The sequence below is a fragment of the Kitasatospora sp. NPDC048365 genome, from assembly GCF_043200835.1.
GTDB classification, from domain to species: Bacteria; Actinomycetota; Actinomycetes; order Streptomycetales; family Streptomycetaceae; genus Kitasatospora; species Kitasatospora terrestris.
The window spans coordinates 137,465-161,280 of record NZ_JBICYJ010000008.1 but is presented as its reverse complement, the minus strand read 5'-3'; the positions used below and the strand labels follow the sequence as shown (position 1 = coordinate 161,280).

At 72.0% G+C, this 23,816-nt stretch carries 19 protein-coding genes and 3 pseudogenes; 14 read left to right on the top strand and 8 right to left on the bottom strand.

Annotated elements, in window-relative coordinates:
• Window positions 1–436: pseudogene (locus ACGFX4_RS10855) on the bottom strand (cytochrome d ubiquinol oxidase subunit II).
• Between the two features lie 134 nt (window positions 437–570).
• A complete protein-coding gene (locus tag ACGFX4_RS10850; protein WP_393071810.1) occupies window positions 571–1,533 on the bottom strand; it encodes a 2-hydroxyacid dehydrogenase in 963 nt (320 codons plus the stop codon).
• Window positions 1,534–1,562: 29 nt separating this feature from the next.
• Here ACGFX4_RS10850 and ACGFX4_RS10845 point away from each other — a divergent pair, with 29 nt between their 5' ends.
• The 3 genes from ACGFX4_RS10845 (at window position 1,563) to zwf (ending at window position 5,172) form a co-directional block, all read left to right on the top strand.
• A complete protein-coding gene (locus tag ACGFX4_RS10845; protein WP_393071808.1) occupies window positions 1,563–2,087 on the top strand; it encodes a gluconokinase in 525 nt (174 codons plus the stop codon).
• A gap of 111 nt (window positions 2,088–2,198) precedes the next feature.
• On the top strand, window positions 2,199–3,779 hold the full coding sequence (locus ACGFX4_RS10840) for a GMC oxidoreductase (protein WP_393071806.1): 1,581 nt from the start codon (window positions 2,199–2,201) through the stop codon (window positions 3,777–3,779).
• Window positions 3,780–3,795: 16 nt separating this feature from the next.
• Window positions 3,796–5,172 (top strand): glucose-6-phosphate dehydrogenase, encoded by a 1,377-nt coding sequence (zwf, locus tag ACGFX4_RS10835; RefSeq protein WP_393071804.1) that lies wholly within the window; start codon window positions 3,796–3,798, stop codon window positions 5,170–5,172.
• A 10-nt stretch (window positions 5,173–5,182) separates the two neighbouring features.
• Here zwf and ACGFX4_RS10830 read toward each other — a convergent pair whose 3' ends face one another.
• A complete protein-coding gene (locus ACGFX4_RS10830) occupies window positions 5,183–6,973 on the bottom strand; it encodes a cation:proton antiporter (protein ID WP_393071802.1) in 1,791 nt (596 codons plus the stop codon).
• Window positions 6,974–7,317: 344 nt separating this feature from the next.
• On the opposite strand from ACGFX4_RS10830, the pseudogene ACGFX4_RS10825 reads away from it, so the two are divergent.
• The 3 genes and pseudogenes from ACGFX4_RS10825 to ACGFX4_RS10815 form a co-directional block, all read left to right on the top strand.
• Window positions 7,318–7,476 (top strand): annotated as a pseudogene (locus ACGFX4_RS10825) (family 1 glycosylhydrolase); the annotation flags it as partial.
• 154 nt (window positions 7,477–7,630) lie between these two features.
• Window positions 7,631–10,078: an FHA domain-containing protein gene (locus ACGFX4_RS10820; RefSeq protein WP_393071800.1), complete on the top strand. Its 2,448-nt coding sequence runs from the start codon at window positions 7,631–7,633 to the stop codon at window positions 10,076–10,078.
• 212 nt (window positions 10,079–10,290) lie between these two features.
• Window positions 10,291–10,428 (top strand): annotated as a pseudogene (locus ACGFX4_RS10815) (flotillin); the annotation flags it as partial.
• A 119-nt stretch (window positions 10,429–10,547) separates the two neighbouring features.
• On the opposite strand, the gene ACGFX4_RS10810 reads toward ACGFX4_RS10815, so the two are convergent.
• Entirely contained in the window at window positions 10,548–11,453 is a 906-nt protein-coding gene (locus ACGFX4_RS10810; protein WP_393071798.1) for a LysR family transcriptional regulator, read from the bottom strand.
• 140 nt (window positions 11,454–11,593) lie between these two features.
• Here ACGFX4_RS10810 and ACGFX4_RS10805 point away from each other — a divergent pair, with 140 nt between their 5' ends.
• From ACGFX4_RS10805 to ACGFX4_RS10795, 3 genes are all read left to right on the top strand, one after another.
• Window positions 11,594–12,412: an inositol monophosphatase family protein gene (locus tag ACGFX4_RS10805; protein ID WP_393071796.1), complete on the top strand. Its 819-nt coding sequence runs from the start codon at window positions 11,594–11,596 to the stop codon at window positions 12,410–12,412.
• A 44-nt stretch (window positions 12,413–12,456) separates the two neighbouring features.
• The gene (locus ACGFX4_RS10800) at window positions 12,457–13,053 is read left to right on the top strand and encodes an NADPH-dependent F420 reductase (RefSeq protein WP_393071794.1); all 597 of its coding nucleotides are present in this window, start codon (window positions 12,457–12,459) and stop codon (window positions 13,051–13,053) included.
• Window positions 13,054–13,181: 128 nt separating this feature from the next.
• Window positions 13,182–13,601 carry a hypothetical protein gene (locus tag ACGFX4_RS10795; RefSeq protein ID WP_393071792.1) on the top strand — a complete coding sequence of 140 codons (420 nt, stop codon included), beginning with the start codon at window positions 13,182–13,184 and terminating at the stop codon, window positions 13,599–13,601.
• A gap of 21 nt (window positions 13,602–13,622) precedes the next feature.
• Here ACGFX4_RS10795 and ACGFX4_RS10790 read toward each other — a convergent pair whose 3' ends face one another.
• Window positions 13,623–15,443, bottom strand: a complete 1,821-nt coding sequence (locus ACGFX4_RS10790; protein ID WP_393071790.1) for an ABC transporter ATP-binding protein — start codon at window positions 15,441–15,443, stop codon at window positions 13,623–13,625.
• 240 nt (window positions 15,444–15,683) lie between these two features.
• Between ACGFX4_RS10790 and ACGFX4_RS10785 the strand changes: the two genes are divergently transcribed.
• Entirely contained in the window at window positions 15,684–16,814 is a 1,131-nt protein-coding gene (locus tag ACGFX4_RS10785; protein WP_393071788.1) for a PP2C family protein-serine/threonine phosphatase, read from the top strand.
• A gap of 163 nt (window positions 16,815–16,977) precedes the next feature.
• Here ACGFX4_RS10785 and ACGFX4_RS10780 read toward each other — a convergent pair whose 3' ends face one another.
• Both ACGFX4_RS10780 and ACGFX4_RS10775 read right to left on the bottom strand, forming a co-directional pair.
• Window positions 16,978–18,231: a threonine/serine exporter family protein gene (locus ACGFX4_RS10780; RefSeq protein WP_393071786.1), complete on the bottom strand. Its 1,254-nt coding sequence runs from the start codon at window positions 18,229–18,231 to the stop codon at window positions 16,978–16,980.
• A gap of 124 nt (window positions 18,232–18,355) precedes the next feature.
• On the bottom strand, window positions 18,356–19,303 hold the full coding sequence (locus tag ACGFX4_RS10775; protein ID WP_393071784.1) for an alpha/beta hydrolase family protein: 948 nt from the start codon (window positions 19,301–19,303) through the stop codon (window positions 18,356–18,358).
• Window positions 19,304–19,470: 167 nt separating this feature from the next.
• Here ACGFX4_RS10775 and ACGFX4_RS10770 point away from each other — a divergent pair, with 167 nt between their 5' ends.
• From ACGFX4_RS10770 to ACGFX4_RS10755, 4 genes are all read left to right on the top strand, one after another.
• Window positions 19,471–20,064 (top strand): TetR/AcrR family transcriptional regulator, encoded by a 594-nt coding sequence (locus ACGFX4_RS10770; protein WP_393071782.1) that lies wholly within the window; start codon window positions 19,471–19,473, stop codon window positions 20,062–20,064.
• A gap of 213 nt (window positions 20,065–20,277) precedes the next feature.
• Complete coding sequence (locus ACGFX4_RS10765) at window positions 20,278–21,111, top strand: CPBP family intramembrane glutamic endopeptidase (RefSeq protein WP_393071780.1); 834 nt, start codon at window positions 20,278–20,280, stop codon at window positions 21,109–21,111.
• Window positions 21,111–22,298, top strand: coding sequence for a sensor histidine kinase (locus ACGFX4_RS10760; RefSeq protein ID WP_393071778.1), 1,188 nt, complete (start codon window positions 21,111–21,113; stop codon window positions 22,296–22,298). The genes ACGFX4_RS10765 and ACGFX4_RS10760 overlap by 1 nt, the downstream gene beginning before the upstream one ends.
• A complete protein-coding gene (locus tag ACGFX4_RS10755) occupies window positions 22,295–22,954 on the top strand; it encodes a response regulator (RefSeq protein ID WP_393071776.1) in 660 nt (219 codons plus the stop codon). The genes ACGFX4_RS10760 and ACGFX4_RS10755 overlap by 4 nt, the downstream gene beginning before the upstream one ends.
• Before the next feature lie 225 nt (window positions 22,955–23,179).
• Here ACGFX4_RS10755 and ACGFX4_RS10750 read toward each other — a convergent pair whose 3' ends face one another.
• Window positions 23,180–23,410: a hypothetical protein gene (locus tag ACGFX4_RS10750; RefSeq protein ID WP_393071774.1), complete on the bottom strand. Its 231-nt coding sequence runs from the start codon at window positions 23,408–23,410 to the stop codon at window positions 23,180–23,182.
• Window positions 23,411–23,816: the final 406 nt, after the last annotated feature.

Here is a 23,816-nt window from a genome sequence, read left to right as displayed (position 1 = left end):
CTACTCGGCGGAGGTGCGGAAGTCCTCGGTGGCCAGCCGTAGTCGGAAGACGTGGTACGTCCAGCCCCGGTAGGCGAGGACGACCGGCAGCAGGACGGCCGCCACCACGGTCATCACCGTCAGCGCGTAGTGGCCCGACGCGGTGTTCTGCACGGTCAGGCCGAACGCGGAGCCGGTGCTCGACACCATGACCCGGGGGTAGAGCTCGACGAAGAGCGAGACCACCGTCGTGGCCATCCCGAACGTGGTGGTGGCGAAGGCCCATCCCTCGTGTCCCGCACTGATCAGCCCGGCGGCGGAGTTCGCCGGTGGTCCTGAGCGCGATGAAGGTCGACCCGTGCAGGACGCACAGCGCGACGAGGGTGATCCCGGTGAAGACCCCGTAGCCCGTGAACAGGTCGGCGAAGGACCCGGTGTACTCCTGGTCGGCGCCGATCGGCAGACCGTGCAGCAGGTCGCCCAGGGCGCCGAGCTGCCGGCCTCCTGAGCAAAGGTGCAGGTCAGGTGTGGTGTCGGCGAATCGGGTTCACCGAGTGGGCTGCCGCCCGTTCGGTGCGGCGGGATCCCGGGTCAGGGCCTGCCGGTCGGCACGACGTTCTCCAGTGGCTCCCCGGCCCGATAGCGCAGCACCTGGGTACGGATCAGCCGCAGTGCCCGGGGCAGGAACGCCGTGCTGTTGCCCCCGACATGAGGGCTGATCAGGGTGTTCGGGGTGTGCCAGAGCGGGTGCCCCGGGGGGAGCGGCTCCGGGTCGGTGACATCGAGGGCCGCGCACAGCCGGCCGGCCCCGAGTTCGGCGACCAGCGCGTCGGTGTCGACCACCGGGCCCCGGGCCACGTTCACCAGCAGCGCGCCGTCCCGCATCCGGGCCAGGAAGTGTGCGTCGACCAGGCCCCGGGTGTCCGGGGTGAGCGGAACGGTGAGCATCACGACGTCGGAGCGAGGCAGGAGCTCTGGAAGGTCGACGAGCGCGTGGACGGCGCCGCGCGCGGTCGTGCGCGCGCTGCGGGCCACCCGCAGCACCTCGCAGCCGAAGGGCGCCAGCCGGTCCTCGACGGCCGCGGCGATGGAGCCGTAACCCACGAGCAGCACCGTCCGGTCGGCCAGGGCCGGGCGGAGGCCGCTGCGCCACTCCTCCGCGTCCTGGGCGCGGACGAAGTCGGGGATGCCGCGGAGCGAGGCGAGGGCCAGGGTCACGGCGAGTTCGGCGGTGCTGGCGTCGTGCACCCCTCTGGCATTGCACAGCACGGCCCCGGCGGGAACGTGGGGGAGGAGGCCGTCGACCCCGGCGGAGAGGGACTGGACGACCCGCAGCCGCGGCAGGCGGGAGAGCAGCGGTGCGGCGACCTCCCCGAAGGTGTACGGGACGACGAAGAACTCCACCCCGGCCAGACGGTCGGCGCCGGGCGGAGCGCCGGTACCGTCCCACACCATGACGGGCAGGCCCTCGGGCAGCCCGCCGATCAGTGCGGGCGGGTACGGCAGCAGGAAGCCGGCGGCGCTCGGACCGGTGCCATCGTTCACTGGGCTCATGGGCTGAATCTAAGGCCGGGAGGAATGTCATGGCAGGAACCACTCGGGCACCCACGGTCGTCGTGGTCATGGGCGTCTCCGGATCGGGAAAGTCCACCGTGGGCCGACTGCTCGCAGAGCGGCTCGCGGTGCCCTTCGTCGAGGCGGACGACCTCCATCCGGCCGCCAACCGCGCCAAGATGGCCGCCGGCCACCCGCTCGACGACGAGGACCGCCGGCCGTGGTTGCAGTCCCTCGCCGACTGGATCCGGGAGGCGACCGACACCGGCCGCGGCGGGGTGATGGCGTGCTCGGCCCTCAAGCGCGCGTACCGGGACCAGTTCCGCCGGGCCGGCGCGGGTGTGTGGTTCCTGCACCTCACGCTCGACGAGGAGATCGCCGAGCCGCGGGTCGCCGGACGGGTGGGGCACTTCATGCCCGCGCGACTGGTCGGCTCCCAGTACGACACCCTGGAACCCCTGCGGCCGGACGAGCCCGGTCTGGCCGTCGACGCGTCGGCCGACCCCCTGGCGATCGTCGAGCAGGCATCCAGAGCCGTGCGGGCGACCGGGTGAACCCGGTCGTGTTCGGCGTCCGCCCGGTCGCCGTCACCGGATGTGCCCGATACCTTCCACTCTGGCACTGAATGTCCGATGGCCCCACTGGCGCGAAGGACGGGACACCGCGTGGCCGACGACCAGCACTACGACGTCATCGTGATCGGCACCGGCGCGGGCGGCGGCACGCTCGCCCACCGGCTCGCCCCCTCCGGCAAACGGATCCTGATCCTGGAACGCGGGGACTACCTGCCGAGGGAACGGGACAACTGGGACTCCACCGCGGTGTTCGTCAAGGGCAGGTATCGCGCCCCCGAGTTCTGGTACGACAAGCACGGTGACCGGTTCCCGCCCGAGGTGAACTACTACGTGGGCGGCAACACCAAGTTCTACGGTGCCGCGCTGTTCCGGCTGCGCCCCGAGGACTTCGGCGAGCTCCGCCACCACGACGGGATCTCACCCGCCTGGCCGATCCGCTACGAGGACCTGGAGCCGTACTACACGCAGGCCGAGCACCTCTACCTGGTCCACGGACGGCACGGTGAGGACCCCACCGAGGGGACGGCCAGCGCCCAGTACGCCCACCCGCCGGTGGAGCACGAACCCCGCATCCAGCAGCTCAGCGACGACCTGGAGAAGAAGGGGCTGCACCCCTTCCACCTGCCGATCGGGGTGGACCTCACCCAGGACGGCGACGGCAGGCCCACCCGCACCAGCGCCTGCATCCGCTGCGACCGGGTGGACGGCTTCCCGTGCCTGCTGGGCGCCAAGTCCGACGCACAGGTCATCTGCGTCGACCCAGCCCTGGAACACCACAACGTGTCGATGGTGACCGGCGCGAACGTGCGGCGTCTGGAGACCGACCCGACCGGACGCACCGTCACCGGCGTCGTCGCCGAGCTCGCCGACGGGACCACCACCGTCTTCCGCGCGGACCTGGTGGTGGTCGCCTGCGGCGCCGTCAACTCCGCCGCGCTGCTGCTCCGGTCGGCGAACGACAAGCACCCGCGCGGCCTGGCCAACAGCTCGGACGTGGTGGGCCGCCACTACATGCGCCACAACAACCTGGCGCTGATGGCGATCTCCAAGGAGCCCAACCCCACCCGCTTCCAGAAGACCCTCGCCCTGCACGACTGGTACCTGGGCGCCGACGACTGGGACTACCCGCTCGGCGGCATCCAGATGCTCGGCAAGTCCGACACCGACCAGATCCACGGCGAGGCGCCGCGCTGGGCCGGCGCGGTCACGCCCGACCTGCCGTTCGAGATGCTGGCGCACCACTCGGTCGACTTCTGGCTCTGCGGGGAGGACCTCCCGCTGGCCGAGAGCCGGGTCACCCTCGACCGCGCCGGCGACATCCACCTGGCCCTCGACGAGAAGAACAACATTGCCGGGCTGAAGCGCCTTCAGCACAAGCTCCAAGGCATGCTCGGCCACCTGGGCATGCACGAGCACCACCTGCTGCCGCACAGCATCTACCTGCACAAGGGCATGCCCATCGGCGCCACCGCCCACCAGGCCGGCACCGTGCGCTTCGGCGACGACCCCCGCAGCTCCGCCCTCGACGTGGACTGCAAGGCCCACGACCTCGACAACCTCTACGTCGTGGACACCAGCTTCTTCCCCAGCATCGGCGCGGTGAACCCGTCACTGACCGCCATCGCGAACGCCCTCCGGGTCGGCGACCTCATCGCCGCCCGACTGAAGTAGAGCAGGAGAGAACGAGATGGCGACCGATCGGATGGACGCGCTGGTGATCTTCGGCGCGACCGGTGACCTGGCCAAACTGGAGACCTTCCCGGCCCTGGTCGGCCTGGTCGAGCGCGGGGTGCTCGACGTTCCCGTCGTCGGGGTGGCCAAGAGCGGCTGGGGCCTCGACCAGTTCCGCGACTACGCGGTGGCCTCGCTGCGCCTCAACGGCATGGACCCGGACGCCGCCGCCGCGCAGAAGATGCTCCGGCTGCTGCGGTACGTCGACGGCGACCTCGACGACGACGCCACCTACACGGCGATGTCCGAGGCCATGGGCCCCGGCGGCAACGCGCTGTTCTACCTGGAGGTGCCGCCCCCGCTGTTCGGGCGCATCGCCAAGGGCATCGCCACGGCCGGCCGCGCCAAGGGCGCCCGGGTGATGGTCGAGAAGCCGTTCGGGACCGACCTGGAGAGCGCCGGCCGGCTCAACGCCACCATGCACGAGTACTTCGCCGAGGACGCGATCTACCGCGTCGACCACTGGCTCGGCCTCGACCCTGTGGAGAACGTGCTGTTCGCCCGGTTCGCCAACTCGGTGGTCGAGCCGCTGCTCAACCGGACACACGTCGAGAGCATCCAGATCACCATGGCCGAGGCCTTCGACGTCTCCGACCGCGGGCGCTTCTACGACCGCACCGGCGCGATCCGCGACGTGGTGCAGAACCACATGCTCCAGGTCCTGGCCAGCGTCCTCGCCGACCCGCCCTCCGGACGCGGACTCTCCTCGTGGCGGGACGCGAAGGCGCAGCTGGTGTCCTCGCTGCGCCCGCTCACGCCCGAGCACACCGTGCGCGGTCAGTACGAGGGTTACCAGCAGGTGCCCGGGGTCGCGTCGGGGTCGACCGTGGAGACCTTCGCCGCCGTCCGGCTCGCCTCCGACTCCTGGCGCTGGGCGGACGTGCCGATCGTCATCCGGGCCGGCAAGTGCCTGCCGGTCACCGCCACCGAGGTCCACATCAAGTTCCGTGCCGCGCCCCACGACGTCTTCGGCCTCCGGCCCGTCCCGGCCTCCAACGCCCTGAGGTTCCGGGTCTGGCCGGAGACCCAGGTGTCGCTCACCCTCGCCGGCAAGCGGCCCGGCGCGGGCTGGGTGGCACAGCACGAGGAGCTCGCCTTCGCGCAGCAGCCGGGCGCGGACATGCGCCCGTACGACCGGCTCATCGGCGCCGCGCTCGACGGGGACCGCTGGCTGTTCGCCCGGCAGGACACCGTGGAGGCCGCCTGGCGGGTCGTCGACCCGGTGCTGGGGGACGCCGTCCCGGCGTATCCGTACGCCCGTGGCAGCTGGGGCCCCAAGGAGGCCGACGCACTGCTGCCCGCCGGCGACGCCTGGTACGACCCGGTCGCCTGACGCTCCGGGCTCAGCCCGGTTCGGCCTGTGCCCGGCCCGGTTCGGCCCGCCGGGCCGGGCCGAGCAGGACCAGGACGTCCCCCTCCTCCTCGTGTGGCGGGTGGCCCTCGACCACCGGGGCCAGCGAGCCGTCGGACCGGACCCGGAACAACAGGTCGTACCCGGCGGGGACTGGACCGGCACCGGACCTCGTCACGATGGGCGCCCCCTCGGCGTACCGGCCGGCCAGCGCCGGGCGGGCGAGGGAACCGCCGAAGAGGATGTCGCCGCCCGTGTACGGCGCCACCACTCCGTGGCTGTCGTGGGGCGGCCCCAGGCGGTAGACCCGGCCCTCGACGCTGCCCCGCAGGATCGTCGAGGCGAGCGCGTTGAAGTCGTCCTCGCCGGTGAGCAGCAGCACCGCCGTGATGCCTTCCAGTTCCGCGCCCTGCCCGGTGGCCGCGGCCAGCAACTCACCCGGTGCCAGTTCGAGTCCGGACTCCCGGATCCGCTCGCGCTCCGATTCGAGGCCGGCCCACATCAGTACGTCCAGGCCCGCCGACCGGAGGGCCCGGCCCAAGTCCACCACCCAGCGGGCGCCGCCGACCAGCAACGGCCGCGAGCGGGCGAGGCGCCTGACCTCCAGCAGCCTCGCGGCGGGCACCGCGGTGAAGCCGTAGACCGCCACCGTCGCGACGATGACCAGGAAGGTAGCGGGAAGGATCTTCGCGGCCCCACCGATGCCGTCCGCGACCAGGGTGGTGGAGAACGTCGAGGCCGTGGCGGCCGCGACGATGCCGCGCGGGGCCATCCAGCCGATGAAGGCGCGTTCGCCCCGCGCGAGATCCGTTCCGAGCGTGGACAGCGCCGCCACCAGCGGTCTGACGACGACGACCAGCACGGCGACCAGACCGAGCGTCGGGAGCGCGACGTCGGTGAGCGAGTCAGGGGTGATGGTCGCCGAGATGGAGATGAACAGCAGTCCGATGATCAGCTGGACCAGTGTCTCGAAGAACGGGTTGCGTGAAGGGACGTCGAAGGTCGGGAGATTGGCGACCGCCACACCCATGGCCACGGCAGCGATCAGCCCCGCGTCGTCGCGGAGCACATCGCAGACCGCCGCCGTGCCGATCACCGTGGCGAGCTGCACCGACGTGCCGAGCGGCTCGGGCAACCGGAGCCTGCCCAGCAGCAGCCACAGCACCGTCGTTCCGACCAGGCCGCCGGCGAGCCCGATCACGAAGCTCAGCAGCAGCTGGCCGATCCGCTCGCCGATGGTGTGGTGGGTGCTGGCGACGATCGAGTGGAAGACCAGGGCGCCCAGGATGCCGCCGATCGGGTCGATCAGCGAACCCTCCCAGGTGAGGATCCGCTGGAGCCGCTCCACCGGCCGGACGAAGTTGAGCAGCGGCCCGACCACGGTCGGGCCGCTGACCACGAGGATCGCGCCGAGCATCAGCGCGGCCCGGGAGGACATCCCGAGGAACTGCGCCGCGAGGAGAGCGGCGGAGAACCCAGTGACCACCACCCCGAGCAGGAGCAGCCTCACCACGACGCGCCGGTTGTGTCCCCGAAGGTGCTTCAGGTCCAGGCCGAGGCCCGCGTCGTAGAGGATCAGCGCCACCGAGAGCGACACCAGCGGGGAGAACGTCGCGCCCAGCAGACGGTCGGGGTCGATGTCGTCGGTCAGCGCACCCGCCGTGAACCCGACCGGGAGCAGGACGATCAGCGCGGGGATGCGCAGCCTCCTCGCCAGCACCTGGGAGCCGACCGCGAGCACGCCGGTGAGTCCCAGGCCCAGGAGGATCTCGTCGGTGGTCATGGATCCGCACTGTGCTGGCGCCGACCTGGCGAGTCAAGCAAGCACGGCCGTCGGACGCCGGTCAGCCTGCGGGAGCCTCGGTCGCGGGAGTTCCGGAACTCCGCGGGCATCCGGAAGTCGCCGTGTCGTACGGGTGGTCGACCGTGACCTCCGCATGTGCCGAATGCACCGGCCCTGGGCGCAGCGCACAGTTGAGGCTGCACGGCCGCTGTGGGCAGCGACGGCCGCGGCGCCCCCGGAGGTGGTGCAGGAGGGCGGGGATGTCGGCGCGGGCCTCGGCGAGGGCGCGGTCGACCTGGTCGAGTTGTTCGGTGATCAGCGATCGATGACAGGGTGTTCGACGGGCCGAGGGCCACGACCAGCGTTTCGGCCTGGTCCACGTCGACTTCGAGACGCAGCGGCGCACCCCGAGGGCGTCCTGCACCTGGTACCGCGACCTGATCGCCGCCCGTCGGGCAGGGCGTTCACGGTGGTCGGGACGTCCCGCGGGCCCCGATCCGTGACGGGGAGTGCCGCGCGTGAGCACTCCCCGTCACACCGGGTCGTTCCTGGGGCCCGCCGGGTGCCCGGCGTCGAGGGTTGCCGAACTGCGCGGCGTGCAACGGACGCCTCGACCAGCGGAAGCCCTCCGCGTGCCGGAGGGCTATGGTCGAATACATGGGAGAGCGACGGGTCGCACCCCTTGCACCCGACCTGGTCCTGACGACCGCCGGTGACTCGCGGGTCCTCACCCCGAGCCGCTCGTACCACGTCGGCCGCGACCCGGTCAGCGAGATTCCGCTCAGTGACCCCCGGGTGTCGTGGCACCACGCGGTGCTGCACCTCGGCGACGGGCACTGGATGTTGGACGATCTGGACAGCGACAACGGCACCTGGTCCGCGGGCCGCCGGATCTCACGCCTCGATCTCGGTGAGCTCGGCACCGAAAGCGTCATCCGGTTCGGCAGCCCCGGGGACGGCCCGGAGGTGGAGCTCACCGTGGCACCCGCACACCGGTCCGCCGTCCGGCGCCCCACCGCGCTGACTGCGATCACCGGCTCGTACCGGCCGCCCACCAGCATCCATCCGCTGGTCGCCCGCACCCTGCGGATCGGCCGCGCACCCGACAACGACCTGGTCCTGACCGATCTCGAGGTTTCCCTCCACCACGCCGAACTGCACACCACCGCCGACGACCGGTACGCGATCACCGACCTGCACAGCCACAACGGCACCTACCTCAACGGTCAACCGGTGGCGGAGGCCGTGATCGCTCCGGGAGACCTGCTGGGCATCGGCCACTCGGAGTTCTGCCTGGTCGACGGCGAACTCCAGGAGTTCGTCGACACCGGCGACATCACCCTGGACGTGGCCGACCTGGTGGTCACGGTCGATGGTGACCGGCTGCTCGACGAGGTCAGCTTTCCGGTCGGCCAGGACTGCCTGCTGGCGGTCACCGGTCCGAGCGGCTCGGGCAAGTCCACCCTGCTGAACGCGCTCACCGGGCTGCGCCCCGCCAACAGCGGCACGGTGCGCTACGACGGCCGCGACCTCTACCGTGACTACGCCGAACTGCGCCACCGGATCGGGCTGGTGCCGCAGGACGACATTCTGCACACCCAGCTGACCGTGCGGCGCGCCCTCGGCTACGCCGCCGAACTCCGCTTCCCCGGCGACACCGGGGAGGCCGAGCGGACCGCCCGGGTCGACGAGGTGATCGCCGAACTCGGCCTCGACAAGCGGGCCGACCTGGTGGTCGCCAGCCTCTCCGGCGGCCAGCGCAAACGGGTCAGCGTGGCGCTGGAACTGCTCACCAAGCCGTCGCTGCTCTTCCTGGACGAGCCGACCTCCGGGCTGGACCCGGGTATGGACCGCTCGGTGATGCAGATGCTGCGCAATCTGGCCGACGACGGTCGCACCGTCGTCGTGGTGACGCACAGCGTGCTGAGCCTCGAGTTCTGTGACCGTCTGCTGATGCTCGCCCCGGGCGGTCGCATCGCGTACTACGGGCCGCCCGGCGACGCACTGGACTACTTCGGGTGCTCACAGTGGCCGGAGGCGTTCGAGAACTTCGAGACCCAGGAGGACCGCGACTGGATGGGCGAGTACCGGGCTTCGCCCGAGTACCGCCGGTACATCGGCCCCATGGAGCGGACCCGCGCCCCGGTCGCGCCGTCCGGGCCCGCCGAGGCGGGCGGGGTGCCGCCCGCAGCGTCCGGGCAGCGCGGCCCGAGGTCCCCGCTGCCCGCGCGCCGCCCTGCCGGGCCGGTGCCGGCAAAGCCGCCGCCCCAGCCGCAGCGCTGGGACCGCCAGCTGAGCACCCTGGTGCGCCGCTACACCGCCGCGCTGGCCGCCGACCGCACCTTCGTAGTGATCATGATCGCGCTGCCGTTCGTGATGGGCGTGCTGGCCCGGGCCCTGGCCGGCGGCAAGTTCACCGACAGCAGTGCGTTCAGTGCGCTGTTGATCCTCTGCGTCGGCGGGGTGCTCACCGGTGCCGCCAATGCGGTTCGCGAGCTGGTCAAGGAGCGGGTGATCTACCGGCGGGAGCGCGCCGTCGGGCTCTCCAGATCGGCGTACCTCTGCTCGAAGGTGGTGGTGCTCGGCACGGTCACGGTGGTTCAGGCCGTGGTGCTCACCATGGTCGCGTTGGCCGGAGTACGGCTCAGACCCCAGGGCGGCAGCGGGGTCTTCCTGCCGCCGCTCGCCGAGATCGTCATCGTGATGGCGTTGCTCTCCTTCGCCGGAATGATGCTGGGCCTCCTGGTCTCCGCGCTGGTCGGCAGGGAAGAGGCCACCATGCCGCTGCTGGTGCTGCTGGCCATCGTGCAGGTCGTCTTCACCGGTACCCAGCTGCGCCTGTACGGAGTGCCGGGACTCGAACAGCTCTCCTGGCTGGTGCCGTCCCGCTGGGCGATGGCAGCGATGGCAGCCACCGTTGATCTGGGCGCCATCTCGCCGGGAAACACCCTGGCGGCCGATCCGCTGTTCCGGCACAGCGCGGGTGTCTGGCTGGTGAGCACCGGGATGCTCCTGGTGCTCAGCCTCGCCTACGGCCTGGTGGTGTACTGGCTCCTGCGGCGGACCGAGCCCGCGGTCATGCGCCGGGCCCGGCAGGCCGGCTGACAGACCCGCTCGAGACGGAACAGGGGCTGCTCCGGTACGGCCGGACCCGGTCGCGCGCCTGCCCGCGGCGGACGGCTGCCGCAGCCACGATGGTCGCGCAACATTCGACAGGTGAAAGGGGCGGACGCCGGATGGTGTCGGACGAGGCCGTGATCGGTTGCCCGGGCGTGCTGGTGGTCGGTACGCGCGGAACCGCCGGCCCCGGCGAGGTCAAGGCCGAGATGGCGAAGATCGGCCTGATCGTCGACTCGCTCCAGATCCAGTCGATCGACGACGGTGACACCGGGTACATCGCCGCGATGTCGGCCCCGCACCGGGCGGCTATCCAGCGCCAGGCCCAGATCGGCCAGGGCATGACGATCCTGGACTCGGTCCGCCGGGGCCTGGGCGCACCGGAAGTCCGCGTCGACCAGGAGACCGGGCCGGCCGACCTCGAGTGACGGGAACGACCTCGGCCGTGCGGCGTCGGCTACGACGCTCCGCACGCGGCCAGGGCGGTTCGCGCCAGTGCGCGCAGCCAGGTGTGGGCGCTGTCGGTGTCGTAGCGCTGGTGCCATGACAGGTACACCGGTGCCGAGGGGAGGGCGAGCGGCAGGGGGAGTACGGTCAGGCCGAGGTCGGCGGCCGCGGTGCGGGCGGTGATTTCGGGGACGGTGATCAGGAGGTCGGTGCCGCGCGCGAACTCCAGCGCGGCTGCTTCCGTGGGGACGGCCGCCACCACGCGGCGGGTGAGGCCGAGCCGAGCGAGGGCGTCGTCGACGGCGTTGCCGAGGTTTCCGCGTCGCGAGACGGTGACGTGTTCGGCGGCGGCGTACTGCTGAGCGGTGACGGTTCGGGTGCAGGTGAGGGGGTGTCCCTGCCGCACGACGGCGACGAGACGGGTCTCGCCCACGCGCTCGGCGCGGATGTCGGGTGCGCTCGGGCGGTTGGCGTTCGCCTCCAGATCGACCTCGCCGCGCCGCAGTCCGGGGGTGTCGGTGCTCGATTCCGCGACGAAGCGCAGTCGCACGCCCGGCGCCTGTCCGCGTACGGCCGCGAGCAGCGCGGGCCCGCCGAGGGCGACCAGGGAATCGTGCCAGCGGAGGGTGAAGGTGCGTTCCAGCGTCGCCGGATCGAGTTCACGGCTTGGTGCCAGCACGCCCCGGACCTGGTGCAGCAGCTCGTGCACCTGTTCCCGGACGGCGATCGCGTAGGGCGTCGGGGTCATGGTGCGGCCGGTGCGCACCAGGATCTGGTCCCCGGTCGTGCGCCGGATCCGGCCCAGACTGCGGCTCATCGCGGGGGCGGTGACGTGCAGGCGTTCGGCCGCCCCGGCCACGCTGCCTTCCTCCAGCAGCGCGTCGAGCGCGGTGAGCAGATTCAGATCCAATTGCACGGGAGTCATCCCAGACGTGCTTGACATGCAGTTGAGGTTAATGGATGGGGTGGATAGCGTCGTCACCACGGCGCAGGACGGAACGCACGGCCTGGCCCGACATCCTCCTCAACACCCCTTGCCCGGACGGGAGTACCCCCATGTTCGAAACTCTTCAGACCACTGGCGCCACCCTCTCCGACGCCGACCTGCTCGACCGGACCGCGGCCGCCGTGCGGGAGGCCGGATCGGCCCTGCGCGAGCGCTTCGGCGAGGTGGTCCCCTACCGGACCCGCGAAGAGCTGATGAGCGCGCTCGCCGCCAACGACGACACCGCCCTCGGCATCCTGCGCCCCCGCCTCACGAGCCTGCGCCCGGACGCCGGCTGGGTGGAGGACGAGCTGGACGGCGGGGCGCTGCCGCCCGGCGAGTGGTGGGTCGTGGATCCGGCCGAGGGCAACGTCAACCACCTGCACGCCCTGCCGGAGTGGGCGGTGACCGCCACCCTCGTGCGCGACAACCAGCCGGTGCTCACCGCGGTCCACCTGCCGCTGACCGGCGAGACCTACACCGCGCTCACCGGCGCGGGCGCCCACCTCGACGGCCGACCCCTGCACGTCTCCCCGACCGCGGACCTCGGCCTGAGCATCGTGGCCACCAGCCAGGCCCGGCCCGACGAGGACGAGGACGTCGTCCGGCGCGTCGGCTCCTCGATCACCGCGATGCTCTTCGACGCACTCGTCGTCCGCGTCGCCGTACCCGCGACCCTGCACCTGCTGAACGTGGCCGCCGGCCGGCTCGACGCCTTCTGGCAGTTCGCCGGCGCCCGCGCGGACCTGCTGCCCGGCGCACTCCTCGTCACCGAGGCCGGCGGACGGATCACCGACGCCGAGGGCCGCCCCTGGACCCCGCGGAGCGCCGGCTTCCTGGCCGCCGCGCCCGGCGTCCACGCCCAGGCCGTCGCCACCCTCGCACGCTGACCGAACACCACCCCACCCGCACACACGACAAGGGACACACGCTCATGACCACGATCGCCGTCCTCGGAAACGGCCGCGTCGGCGGCAACCTGGCCGCCGCCCTCACCCGTGCAGGGCACCAGGTGACCGTCGCGGACCGCACCCCGGGCGCCGCCGCCGACGCCGCCCGACGCGCCCGGATCGTCATCAACGCCACTCCCGGCGCCGGTTCGCTGGAACGGCTCGCCGCCCTGCGCGACGAACTGCGCGACACCCTCCTCGTCGACGTCTCCAACGCCACCACCGACGGACCGGACGGCCTGCCCGCCGACCTGCTCTACCCCGGTTCGAGCCTCGCCGAGCAACTCCAGGAGGCACTCCCCGAAACCCACGTCGTCAAGACCCTCAACACCATGCTCTTCCCGGTGATGACCGCCCCGGCCACGCTCAGCCGGCCGCCCACCGTGTTCCTCTCCGGCGACGACCCCCGGGCCAAGCGGACCGTCCGCGAACTCCTCACCGACCTCGGCTGGCAGGACGAATGGATCACCGACCTCGGCGGGATCCGCACCGCCCGCGCCACGGAGGCCGCGATCCTGTTCGTGCCCCCCGTGATCCGCTCCAGCGGGTTCGTGCCCTTCGCGATCTCGATCACCCGCTGACCCCGGACCGCGGCGCCCCGGCGACACAGCACCGGGCCATCGCCCGGCGCGTGGGAAGATCGGTTCCCCGACATCATCCGCACCGGAGCGGTCGGGGAAGCCGTCCGCATCGTCATCGAGGAGCAGCTGTGACCGAGCAGCCCGGCCCGCAGCAGCGCATCGCCGACACCATCCGACCGGCCATGCTCCACGGCCTGCAGGATGCCGAGCTGATCGGCGGCCCGGGCACCGAGCGCATCAACCAGTGGGTCGACTGGATCGCCGCAGTCGTCGCCGGCCAGGTCGTGCAGTCGATCGCGGCGGAACGCGACGCCTTCGCGGACCGGGTGGACACCCTCACGCACGTCGCCAGGCGCCACAAGGAGGGATACAAGGACGCGACCCGAGACGTGCAGCGACTTGAGGTCCGTATCGCCGAGCTGGAAGCGGAGCTGACGCAGCTTCGTGCCCTCGGTGCCGGGGCCCCCGGCCCGGGAGTGGAACCCGACGCGGCATCGGCGGACGGCAGGCCCGACCAGTCCCTCCGTGACGGGCTCCGCGCCGAGTGAGCTGTCGACTTCGGCCGGTCGTCAGTGCAGGTCGACCCGCGCGGGGGCGGGGGTGTCGTCGAGGAAGCCGCCCGACTGGTGCTGCCAGAGCTTCGCGTAGGCGCCCTCCGACGTGAGCAGTTCCTCGTGGGTGCCCTGCTCGACGATCCGGCCGCGGTCGAGGACGACGAGCCGGTCCATCTTGGCGACCGTGCTCAGCCGGTGTGCCACCACGAGGGCCGTCCGTCCCTCCATGAGCCGCCACAGTGCCTCCTGGACGAGGAGCTCGCTCTCCGAATCCAGGGCGCTGGTCGCCTCGTCGAGCAGCAGGATGGGCGCGTCGCGCAGAATCGCCCGGGCGAGGGCGACCCGCTGCCGCTGCCCGCCGGACAGCTTGACACCGCGCTCGCCGACCATGGTGTCGAAGCCGTGCGGCAGGGCGTCGGTGAACTCCGTGACGTGCGCCGCCTCGGCGGCGCGGCGGATCTCGGCATCGGTGGCGTCCGGCCGGGCGAACGCGAGGTTGTCCCGCAGCGTCCGGTGGAACATCGCGGGGTCCTGCGGCACGTAGGCGATCAGGCTGCGCAGGTCGGCCTGGCGCAGCCGGCTGATGTCCTGACCCCCGATCAGGATCCGGCCGGCGTCGATGTCCGTCATCCGCAGCAGCAGCCGGGTGAGGGTGGTCTTTCCGCCGCCGGAGCGGCCGACCAGGCCGAACCTCGCCCCGTCGGGCACCGCGAGGTCGAGGCCCCGGAAGATCGGGTCCGCGCCCGAGTGGGCGAAGTCCACCCGCTCGAAGCGGATGTCCGCGCCCCGCCGCAGCAGCGGCTCCGGCGACGGGGGATCGAGGACGGCGGGCGGGGTCAGCAGCAGTTCGGTGAACTGCGCGGCCTCCGTCAGCGAGCTCTCCAACCGGCGGTAGATCTGGTTGAAGTCGAACATGATCCGTGTCGCGTTGGTGTAGTACGTGAAGGCGACCACCGCCGCCTCCACGCCGTGTCGACCCCCGCCGAGCGTCACCGCCAGCAGCAGGCCGAGCACGTTGGTCAGCACCGACATCGGCGCGACCAGCGTGTCGATGCGCAGATTGCCGTAGTCCCACGAACGCAGGGAGAGCCGGCGCGACTCCGCGACGCGGGACCGGTGCTCGGCCGCCTCGCCCTCCTCGGCCGCGAACGCCCGGACCGTATCCATGTTCATCAGGCTGTCGGCGACATGGCCGGAAACCCGGGCGATCGCCTCCTCGCGCTGGTCGACCAGCGCCTGACGGCGGCGGATGAGCGGTGCCACGCACAGCGCCGTCAGCGCGATCATGGCCAGCAGCCCGACCACGAGGAGCGGTTCGTAGTGCCACAGCACCACCGAGCCGAAGAGCAGCGGCACGAAGTTGGCCACGACCGAGAACGTCAGCGTGTCGACGAACTCCTCGAAGCGGGAGGCGAAGCTCAGCACCCGTTTGGTCAGCGAGCCGGCGAAGTTGTCGTGGAAGAACGCCGCGTCCTTGGCGAACAGTTCGTCCATGCCGATCACGTACAGGTGCTCGATGCCGAGGGCGTCGAGGCGGTTCAGGCAGTGCAGGCCGACGCGCCACAGTGCCTCCCCGGCCAGCAGGGCACCGGCGAAGCCCAGGACGTACGGCAGCATCGAGCCGACGTCGACACCGTCATGGCCGGCGATCCGCCCGACGAGCTTCGCCACGGCCAGCGGCGCGAGATAGCCGATCCCGATGTTGCCCAACGCCGGCAGCAGCATGCCCGGCACCGTCAGGCGCGGGAGCCGGGCCAGCTCCCGTCCGTAGGAGCGAAGAGCGAGGAGTACCGGGCGCCTGCCCGGCGCCCCCCGGAGTGACTCGGACGATCCCATCCCGACCTCGTTGTGTCGTGCGGCGGCCCAGGGCCTGCCCCTCCTGAGAAGCGGAACGACGTGTGACGGACAGTCAGCGGGGAAGCGGAGAGGGCAGGAACCGTAGTTTCCCGCGACGGGGCCGCAGGAGTCCAAGCGTTTTCCCCGGTCGACGCCGTCGCTGTGCCGTACGGGTGGTCGGCCGTGAACTCCGCACGCGCCGGATGCGGCCGCCGCGGGCCGCGGCGCACAGTTGAGGACATGGACAGCGAACGGCGCTCGGCCGGCGGGCGGCTCCGGGAACGCACCCTGGTGCTGGTACCGGTGGCCCTCGTCGTGGTGCTCACCGCGGCGATCCTCGAGTCGCCCGCCTCGGCCCATCTCGGCCCGCTGCTCGTGATCGCTCCCGCGCTGACCCCGTCCTTCGCCGGGGCCCGGGTCACCGCCGCGGTCTGCGCGCTCACCGTCGCCGCCGGTTTCCTCATCGCCGTCCTGCGCGGCGGCGTGACCGCAGGCGACCACCCGGCACAGCTCGCCGCCCTCACCGCGCTGTCATTGATGATCGCGCTCTTCACAGCGGTCCGTGATCGCCGCAGTCGGCAGCTGGCCCGCGCCCAGTCGGTGGCCGAAGCCGCCCAGCGCGCACTGCTGCGCCCGATTCCCGAGCGGATCGGCGCCCTGCAGATCGCCACCATGTACCTGGCCGCGGAGTACGAGGCCCAGATCGGCGGTGACCTCTACACCGCGACCCGCACCCGCGACGGGGCGCGGATGATCATCGGCGACGTCCGGGGCAAGGGCCTGGCCGCCGTCGGCGAGTCCGCCCTGTTGATCAGCGCCTTTCGGCTCATCGCCGCACAGCACGCCACACTGCCGGGCCTCGCCCGCGAGCTGGACCGCAACGTCAGCCGGTACCTGCTCGACTTCGCCCAGACGGACCGCGAGAGCGCCGAGCACTTCGTCACAGCCCTGTTCCTCGACATCCCCGATGACGCCCCGTCGGCCCGCCTGACCAACTGCGGACACCCGCCACCGCTGCTCCTGCGCCACGATCACGTCGTCCCACTCGACGGCGCGGGTGCCGCACCGCCCCTGGGTCTCGGCACTCTCCTGGCGGACGACTACCCGGACGACACATTCCAGTTCGAGACCGGGGACACCCTCCTGCTCTACACTGACGGTGTGATCGAGGCACGTGACCGGGCCGGTATCTTCTACCCCCTGGCCGAACGGGTCGCCCGCTGGACCGGTTGCACGCCGGAGGCGCTGGTCAACCACATCCGCCGCGATCTGCTGGCCCATGCCGGCGGGCGCCTCGGGGACGACGCGGCCGTCGTGGCCGTCCGGCGCACGGCCGGACAGCCCGGCCACGGTCTTCACGGGCTGTTGTAGCCGGCCAGGACCGTGCGGGCCCCCGGAGCCACGGTGGTCAAGGCCTCCGGCAGGGAGTACCAGGAGTCCGAGCGGGCCACCTCCGCGACCGTCGGGGGCGGTGCCGAGCCGGGTGCGGCTGCGGGCAGGGCGTGGAGTCGGCGGTGTCCCGGCCGTGCGCGGGTCAGGGACGCCGCCGCAGCAGGGTGGCCGTGGGCCGGGGGATCCGGCTGATCACCGAGCCGATCAGGGTTCCGACGCTGACGCCGAACAGGGCCCCCACCGCGGCGAGGACGGCCTGCGCCCCGTTCCCGACCTCGATCTGCGCGGTGTTGAGCAGGCCGAAGGAGCCGGGCACCACGACCCAGAAGGCGGGGAGGTACAGCACCTGCCACGACGGGCCGCGTGGCAGCCAGTGCGCGACGGTGGCCGCGGCCGCGGCGGTGACCGCGCCGGCCAGGCCGCCGAGTGCCGCGCCGCTGGTGGAGGTCACCGGTACCTGGACGGCAGTGGTCGCCGCGATCACCGCGACGATCCACGGAATGGCCGGCGGCGGGGTGTTGACATTGATCACGAGCCCCGCCACGGCGAGCGCCAGGCCCAGACAGATCACCCACCAACTCGGCTCCACCACCCGGATGTTGGCCAACGCGGAGGCGGGAACCCCGGTGGCGGCAGCGGCACTCACCACGCCGGCGAGAAAGAGCGCCAGCTGCACGGAGCCGGACACCAGCCTGGCCGTCCCCGCACTGGCCGCACCCGCGGCGATCTCCGACAGCCCGGTCACCAGCAGCGCACCCGGCAGCAGGATCGCCAGGGTCGCGACGATCGTGCGCAGCGGGCCGTCCAGCAGCGAGGCCCGGGCAGCCCCGAGCACGAGAACGGACACCAGGAAGCCGGCGGTGACCGGCAGCAGCGGCCGCAGCAGCGGCAGCCGGCGGGCCGTCATGGTCAGGCCGACCACGATCAGCGAGCCGATCGCGGCGGCCAGGACGTTCGCCGCCACTGGTTGCAAGAAGAGGCAGAGCCCCACCCCGACCGGCAGTATCCCGAGGTCGGCGACCCAGGTGGGCCAGCGGGCCGGTGCCCGGCGGATCGCGTCGAGGTCGCGCAGCGCCCGGTGCCCGTCGAGTGCGCCCGCGCGCAGCCGGTGGACCAGGTCGAGGATGTCGGCGGTCTGCTCGAACCGCAGGGCCGGGCCGACGGGTTCGAGCACGGTTGCGTCGTCCGGGCCCAGTGCGAGGAAGAGCCCGGTGGTGAAGGCGGCGACCCGTACATCGGGCGCTCCCAGCGCCCTCCCGAGCCCGCGCAGCTCCTCCTCCACGTCGTGGACGGGCAGGCCGCCGCTCAGCAGGGCCGAGCCCAGTTCGAGCAGGAGGCGGCGGCGCGGGTCGGCCGGGGCGTCGGGACCGCGGTCCGGTGGGGGCATGCTGAACATGGCGCGTATGGTCGCATACCGGACGTTTGCCCCGCATACGGGTGCCGGGCCCTGTGCCGGGTCCGCTGTGCCGGTCGTGCGGACCCGAGGGCGTGGTTGCGTCCTCCGGGCGGTCTGCTTCGGTCTACTTGGCTTCGACTCGTCCGATCGGATCGGGGTCGGTTCCCAGCGCCTCGCACGCGGCCTGCCAGGCCGTGTCGCCGGGGTGGAGCCGGCTGCGGAGGTAAGCGGCGGTCAGCCGTCCGACGGCGGCGACCCGTTCGGGGTTCTCGTCGGTGGTCTCGGCGGCGTCGTATCCGGCGATCCCGCCGAGTCCGTGCTCCGCCCCGAACAGGGTGAGCAGGGACTTGGGGCCAGGGGCGAGGTTGTAGGGGTCGACATGCCAGTCCGGGCCCATGTCGGTGAAGTGCCGGGGGTCGTCCTTGTCGCCTGCCACGACCAGGGTGGGGGCGGTCATGGTGGAGAAGTCGACGGCCCCGATGATCGGCCACTGCTCGGCCATGGGCCCGTTGAGGACGTCGCCGCCCCTGCCGGGTGCGGCGAGCAGGACGCCCGCCTTGATCCGCGGCTCGACCAGGTGCACCACGTTCCCGGTGTCGGGGTCGTTGAGTCCGGCGCCCAGCAGAAGGGCCGCGGTGAAGCCGCCGAGGGAGTGTCCGGCGAGGGCGACCTTGGTGTGGTCGATCCGTCCCGCGAGCTGCGGGACGGTGCGCTCGATCACGTCGAGCCGGTCGAGTACGTGGCTCATGTCCTCGGCGCGGGAGCGCCAGAAGTCCGGTGCGCCGGGGGCGTCGGCGACCAGGTGGCTCAGGGTCCGGGAGGTGAGGTGGGTCGGCTGGACGACGACGAAGCCCTGTGCCGCCCAGGAGTTGGCGAGCGGCGCGTAGCCGTTCAGCGAGGAGAGGTTGTTCGAGGGGCCGTGGCCGTGGGAGAGCAGGATGACGGGAAGGCCGGTTCCGGACTCGGGAGTGGAGACGCGTACCTGGAGGTCCACGGGACGCCCGGGTACGGGCAGGACCACTGGGCTGTACGACAGGACGGGGACGGGTGTGGTGTGGGCGGATGCGCTCATGGCGAGCGGTTCTCCTTACTGCGGTGGGTGCCGCGGCCGGCCCCGGTCGGGGTGGCGGCGGGCAAGGGGCGGCTGAGCCCCGCTTCGGCTACCCTGAAGCGGAACGCTGTCCCGTTTATTATCCGGAACATCGTTCCGCTTTGTCAACGGGTGTCGGAGGGAGAACTGTGTCCAGCGAGAGCCCCACGGGGAGGGCGTCGGCCCGGAGCAAGCGGGCCGACGCGCTGCGCAACCAGCAGGCGCTGCTCGCGGCCGCCGCCGAGGTGTTCGTGGCTTCCGGCGTCGATGCGCCGATCCGCCAGATCGCGGCCAGGGCGGGTGTGGGGACGGGCACGATCTACCGACACTTCCCGACCCGGGCCGATCTCGTCACGGCCGTCTACCGCCACCAGATCGAGGAGTGCGCGGAAGCGGGCCCGGAGCTGCTGGCCGGCGCGGACTCCCCGTTCGTCGCACTGCGCCAGTGGATCGACCTGTTCGTCGACTTCCTGGTCACCAAACACGGACTGGCTGACGCCTTGCAGTCGGACAGCAGCGGCTTCGCCGCACTGCACGGCTACTTCCTCGACCGTCTGCTGCCGGTCTGCGCGCGGCTGCTCGACGCCGCGGTCGAGGCGGGCGAAATCAGGGCGGGCATCCATCCCTACGAACTGATGCGCGGCATCGGCAACCTGTGCATCGGAGGCGGAGACCCGCAGTACGAACCCCGGCGCCTGATCGAACTGCTCCTGTGCGGACTGCGGCGCCCCCGGTCGGAGTGACGCCGACGGCGACTGCCCGCCGAGGCCTCCTGCACCTGGTACCGCGATCCGATCGCCGCCCACCGGGGGTCTGTCCCCCGGGAGAGCTACGCGCAGGTGTCCCCTGGGAGGTGACGATTCCTGATCGCCGTCTCCGTAGCGTTCGGTTCAGCCGCGGCGCCCTGGCCGCGGACCGGACGAGGAACCGGGAACGGAACCGAAGAAGGAGTCGTCATGAAGCCGGTGTGGCAGATCCTGGCCGTGGGCCTGGCCGGTGCGGTCAGTGGTCAAGGCGCCGTCGCGGTCCAGGACAACCCGTGGCTCTCGCTCCTCGTGGGCGGCCTGTCGGCCGTGCTCCTGGTGCTCGTCTACCGCTGGGTCGTGGGGCGTACCGAGCGGCGCCCGGTCACGGAACTGGCCCGCGGGGGAGCGCCCGGGTCGCTCCTGCTGGGCCTGGTGATCGGGGTCGCGATGTTCGGGGTCGTCATCGCGAACATCTACGTCCTCGGGGACTACGAGGTCCACGGCTTCGGCTCGGCGACCGGGGCGATCGGGCTGGTCGGGTTCATGACGGGCGCCGCCGTCACGGAGGAGCTGATGTTCCGCGGCCTGCTCTTCCGACTCGTGGAGCGCGGCCTCGGAACGTACCTGGCGCTGGCCCTGTCCGGCACCGTGTTCGGCGCGGTCCACCTGCTCAACCAGGATGCCACCCTGCTCGGCGGTGTCGCCATCGCGATCGAGGCCGGCGGCATGCTCGCCGCCGCGTACGCCGCCACCCGCTCCCTGTGGCTGCCGATCGGGCTGCACTTCGGCTGGAACTTCGCGGAGTCCGGCATCTTCGGCACCGAGGTCTCGGGCAACGGCGCCACGCACGGACTGCTGGACGCCTCGACGTCGGGGGCCGCGTTGATCACCGGCGGCGAGTTCGGCCCGGAGGCCAGCGTGTACGCGACGCTGTTCGGCGCGCTGCTCATGGTCGTCTTCCTGCGGGTGGCCCGTCGGCGCGGCCGCATCGTCCCTCGGCGGCGTGCCGAGCGCGTCGACGCCCTCGCTACACTCGCCCGGTGATGAGCGTTCAGGGGGCCGGTCGGGTGTGGCGCCGACTTGACGTCACCCTCCGCGACCTCCCGCTCGGGGCACTGTTCCTGGTCGCGTCGTTCCTGCCGGGACTGCGCGGCCACGGGACGCAGGTCGGGGACCTTCCGACCCGCCCCTTCGACGCGCTCGCCGTCGTCGCCCTCGCGCTCGAATGCCTCCCCCTCGTGGTGCGCCGACGGTGGCCGGTCGTCTGCCTCGCGCTGGTGGCGTGCGGCTTCGCCCTCGACCAGCTGTACGGCTACCACTCGGCGGCCGGTACCGCCCTGCTCGTCGCGTTGATCAGTGCCGGCTCCCATCTGGAACAGCGTCGGCGCACCACCGTGGTCCTGCTGTCCGTGGCGTACGTGCCGCTGGCGATCGCGCTCGCCCGGCTCGGTTCGGGCGGCGAGACGGCGACGGGGTTCGTGACGTTCTACCTGACGCTCGCCCTGGCCTGGGGAGCCGGGGCGTGGCTGCGTTCCACCCGGGCCGCGGAGGCCGCACGCCGCGAACGTGTGGCCGTCGAGACCCGTAGCGCCGAACGCATCCGCATCGCCCGCGAGTTGCACGACGTGGTGACCCACCACGTGACCGCGATGGTCGTACAGGCCGAGGCCGCCCGCTACCTGACGGCCGCACCCGAGCGGCTGGAGCAGTCGCTGACCGCCGTCAGCGACACCGGCCGCCGCGCCCTCACCGACCTGCGTCACCTCCTGGACCTGCTCAACCCCGACCACGGCGTCGGCCCCGGCGTCGGCCCGCCGGAGACCACGCCGGCCAGGACACCGGCCGTCGGCAGGGTCCTCACGCTCGTCGAGCAGACCCGCCGGGCGGGACAGCCCGTGGACTTCACCGAGCGGGGCCCGCAGCCGGCATCCACCGGCGGCGCCGACCTCGTCGCCTACCGGGTGGTGCAGGAAGCACTGACCAACGCGCTCAAGTACGCTCACGGCAGCCGCACTTCCGTGCAGGTGCAGCACGGCGAGAGGGAGATCACCGTGGAGGTCAGCACGGACGGAACCGGCTCACGCGCCACGGCCGCAGCCGGCGGCGGCGGACGGGGCCTGGCGGGCCTGCGCGAGCGCGTCGACGTCCTGGGCGGCGACTTCAGCGCAGGCTCCGACCCGGACGGCGGCTTCACCGTCCGGGCACGCATCCCCGCCGACGGCACCTCGTGAGCGCACCGATCCGGGTCCTGGTCTGCGACGACCAGATGCTGGTCCGCACCGGCCTGGTCACCATCATCGGTGCCCAGCCCGACATGGAGGTGGCGGGCGAGTGCGGAGACGGACGGACCGGTGTCGACCTCGCCCGCAAGGTACGACCCGACGTCGTCGTGATGGACATCCGGATGCCGGTCCTCGACGGCCTCGAAGCCACCCGCCTGCTGGCCGGCGTCGGAGTTCCCCACCCCGTCAAAGTCCTCGTGGTGACCACGTTCAACCTGGACGAGTACGTCTACGAGGCACTGCGCGTCGGCGCCAGCGGCTTCCTCCTCAAGGACGCACCCGCGGACCGACTCCTCCACGGCATCCGGACCGTCGCCACCGGCGCGGCCCTCCTCGACCCCGACGTGACGCGCCGCCTCGTCGGACACTACGCCGCCCGGATCCGCCCCGCGGAGAAGACCCACCGGGACGTCCCGCTCACCCCTCGCGAGCTGGAAGTTCTCCGCCTCATCGCCGACGGTCTCTCCAACAGCGAGATCGCCGCAACCCTCGTCATCAGCCCTGAGACCGTCAAGACCTTCGTCTCCCGTATCCTCACCAAACTTCAACTCCGCGACCGCGTCCAGGCCGTCGTCTACGCCTACCGCCACGGCCTGGTCACCTGACCGGGCATTCCGTCCCCGGTCCGGAGGCGCAGGTTCCGCTGCGCGAGGGCCGGAATTCGCTCGCGCACGTGGCCCTGCCCGCCTCGGTGGGCACCGTCGGCCTCGTCTCCGGCCGTACCGCCGCTACCTGAACGCAGCCACCCCGCGGCTGCCGTGGTTGGGCGGGCCGCCGTGCGGGCTCAGGGTCCACGAGGGTGGAGGGTCGTGTCACCCACGCCCGGTGGCTCAGTACCAGAGGTCGGGGCTGAACTGGTAGTCGTAGTTGCTGCCGGGCTGCCAGTAGAAGCGGGCCTCGGCCTTGTAGTCGTGGCCCGGGGTCGGGTTGTTGAGGGTGTAAGTGCAGGAGCACTGGCCGGAGTGGCAGGAGAACGAGGTGGAGAGCGCCTGGCTGCTGGTGGTGTGGCCCCAGATGATGATCTGCTCGGTGCGGTTGTTGCTGGCGAAGTCGGTGGTCACCTGCGCCGACACCCGGCCGCCGCCTGCACTGATGCAGGTCTGCTTCCACCGCGGGTCGCCGCAGCCGCCGCCGCTCGATGCCGAAGCCGTCCCGGCGCCGGTCAGTGCGATTCCTCCGGGAGCACGGTGGTGGCCAGTCCCGGGACGACCCGGCGCGTCGAGCTCCGGGCAGTCCAGCCCCTCGGCGTGGACCGGGTGGACACCCTCACCCACCTCGCCAGGCGCAACAGGAGGGATACAAGGATGCGATCCGAGACGTGCAGCGACTCGAGGCCCGGGTCGCCGAGCTGGAAGCGGAGCTGACACGGCTGCGTGCACCCGGAACCGTGGCCTCCGGCCCGGAGGCGGAACCCGACGCGGGATCGGCCGCCGGCTAGCCTGCCCAGTCCCTCCGGGACCGGCTCCG

Coding starts and splice junctions, on each gene's coding strand:
- ACGFX4_RS10765 (WP_393071780.1), top strand. CDS start 20,278: ATGAAGCCGGTGTGGCAGATCCTGGCCGTGGGCCTGGCCGGTGCGGTC.
- ACGFX4_RS10830 (WP_393071802.1), bottom strand. CDS start 6,973: ATGACCACCGACGAGATCCTCCTGGGCCTGGGACTCACCGGCGTGCTC.
- ACGFX4_RS10775 (WP_393071784.1), bottom strand. CDS start 19,303: ATGAGCGCATCCGCCCACACCACACCCGTCCCCGTCCTGTCGTACAGC.
- ACGFX4_RS10845 (WP_393071808.1), top strand. CDS start 1,563: ATGGCAGGAACCACTCGGGCACCCACGGTCGTCGTGGTCATGGGCGTC.
- ACGFX4_RS10780 (WP_393071786.1), bottom strand. CDS start 18,231: ATGTTCAGCATGCCCCCACCGGACCGCGGTCCCGACGCCCCGGCCGAC.
- ACGFX4_RS10800 (WP_393071794.1), top strand. CDS start 12,457: ATGACCACGATCGCCGTCCTCGGAAACGGCCGCGTCGGCGGCAACCTG.
- ACGFX4_RS10790 (WP_393071790.1), bottom strand. CDS start 15,443: ATGGGATCGTCCGAGTCACTCCGGGGGGCGCCGGGCAGGCGCCCGGTA.
- ACGFX4_RS10820 (WP_393071800.1), top strand. CDS start 7,631: ATGGGAGAGCGACGGGTCGCACCCCTTGCACCCGACCTGGTCCTGACG.
- zwf (WP_393071804.1), top strand. CDS start 3,796: ATGGCGACCGATCGGATGGACGCGCTGGTGATCTTCGGCGCGACCGGT.
- ACGFX4_RS10805 (WP_393071796.1), top strand. CDS start 11,594: ATGTTCGAAACTCTTCAGACCACTGGCGCCACCCTCTCCGACGCCGAC.
- ACGFX4_RS10785 (WP_393071788.1), top strand. CDS start 15,684: ATGGACAGCGAACGGCGCTCGGCCGGCGGGCGGCTCCGGGAACGCACC.
- ACGFX4_RS10760 (WP_393071778.1), top strand. CDS start 21,111: ATGAGCGTTCAGGGGGCCGGTCGGGTGTGGCGCCGACTTGACGTCACC.
- ACGFX4_RS10850 (WP_393071810.1), bottom strand. CDS start 1,533: ATGAGCCCAGTGAACGATGGCACCGGTCCGAGCGCCGCCGGCTTCCTG.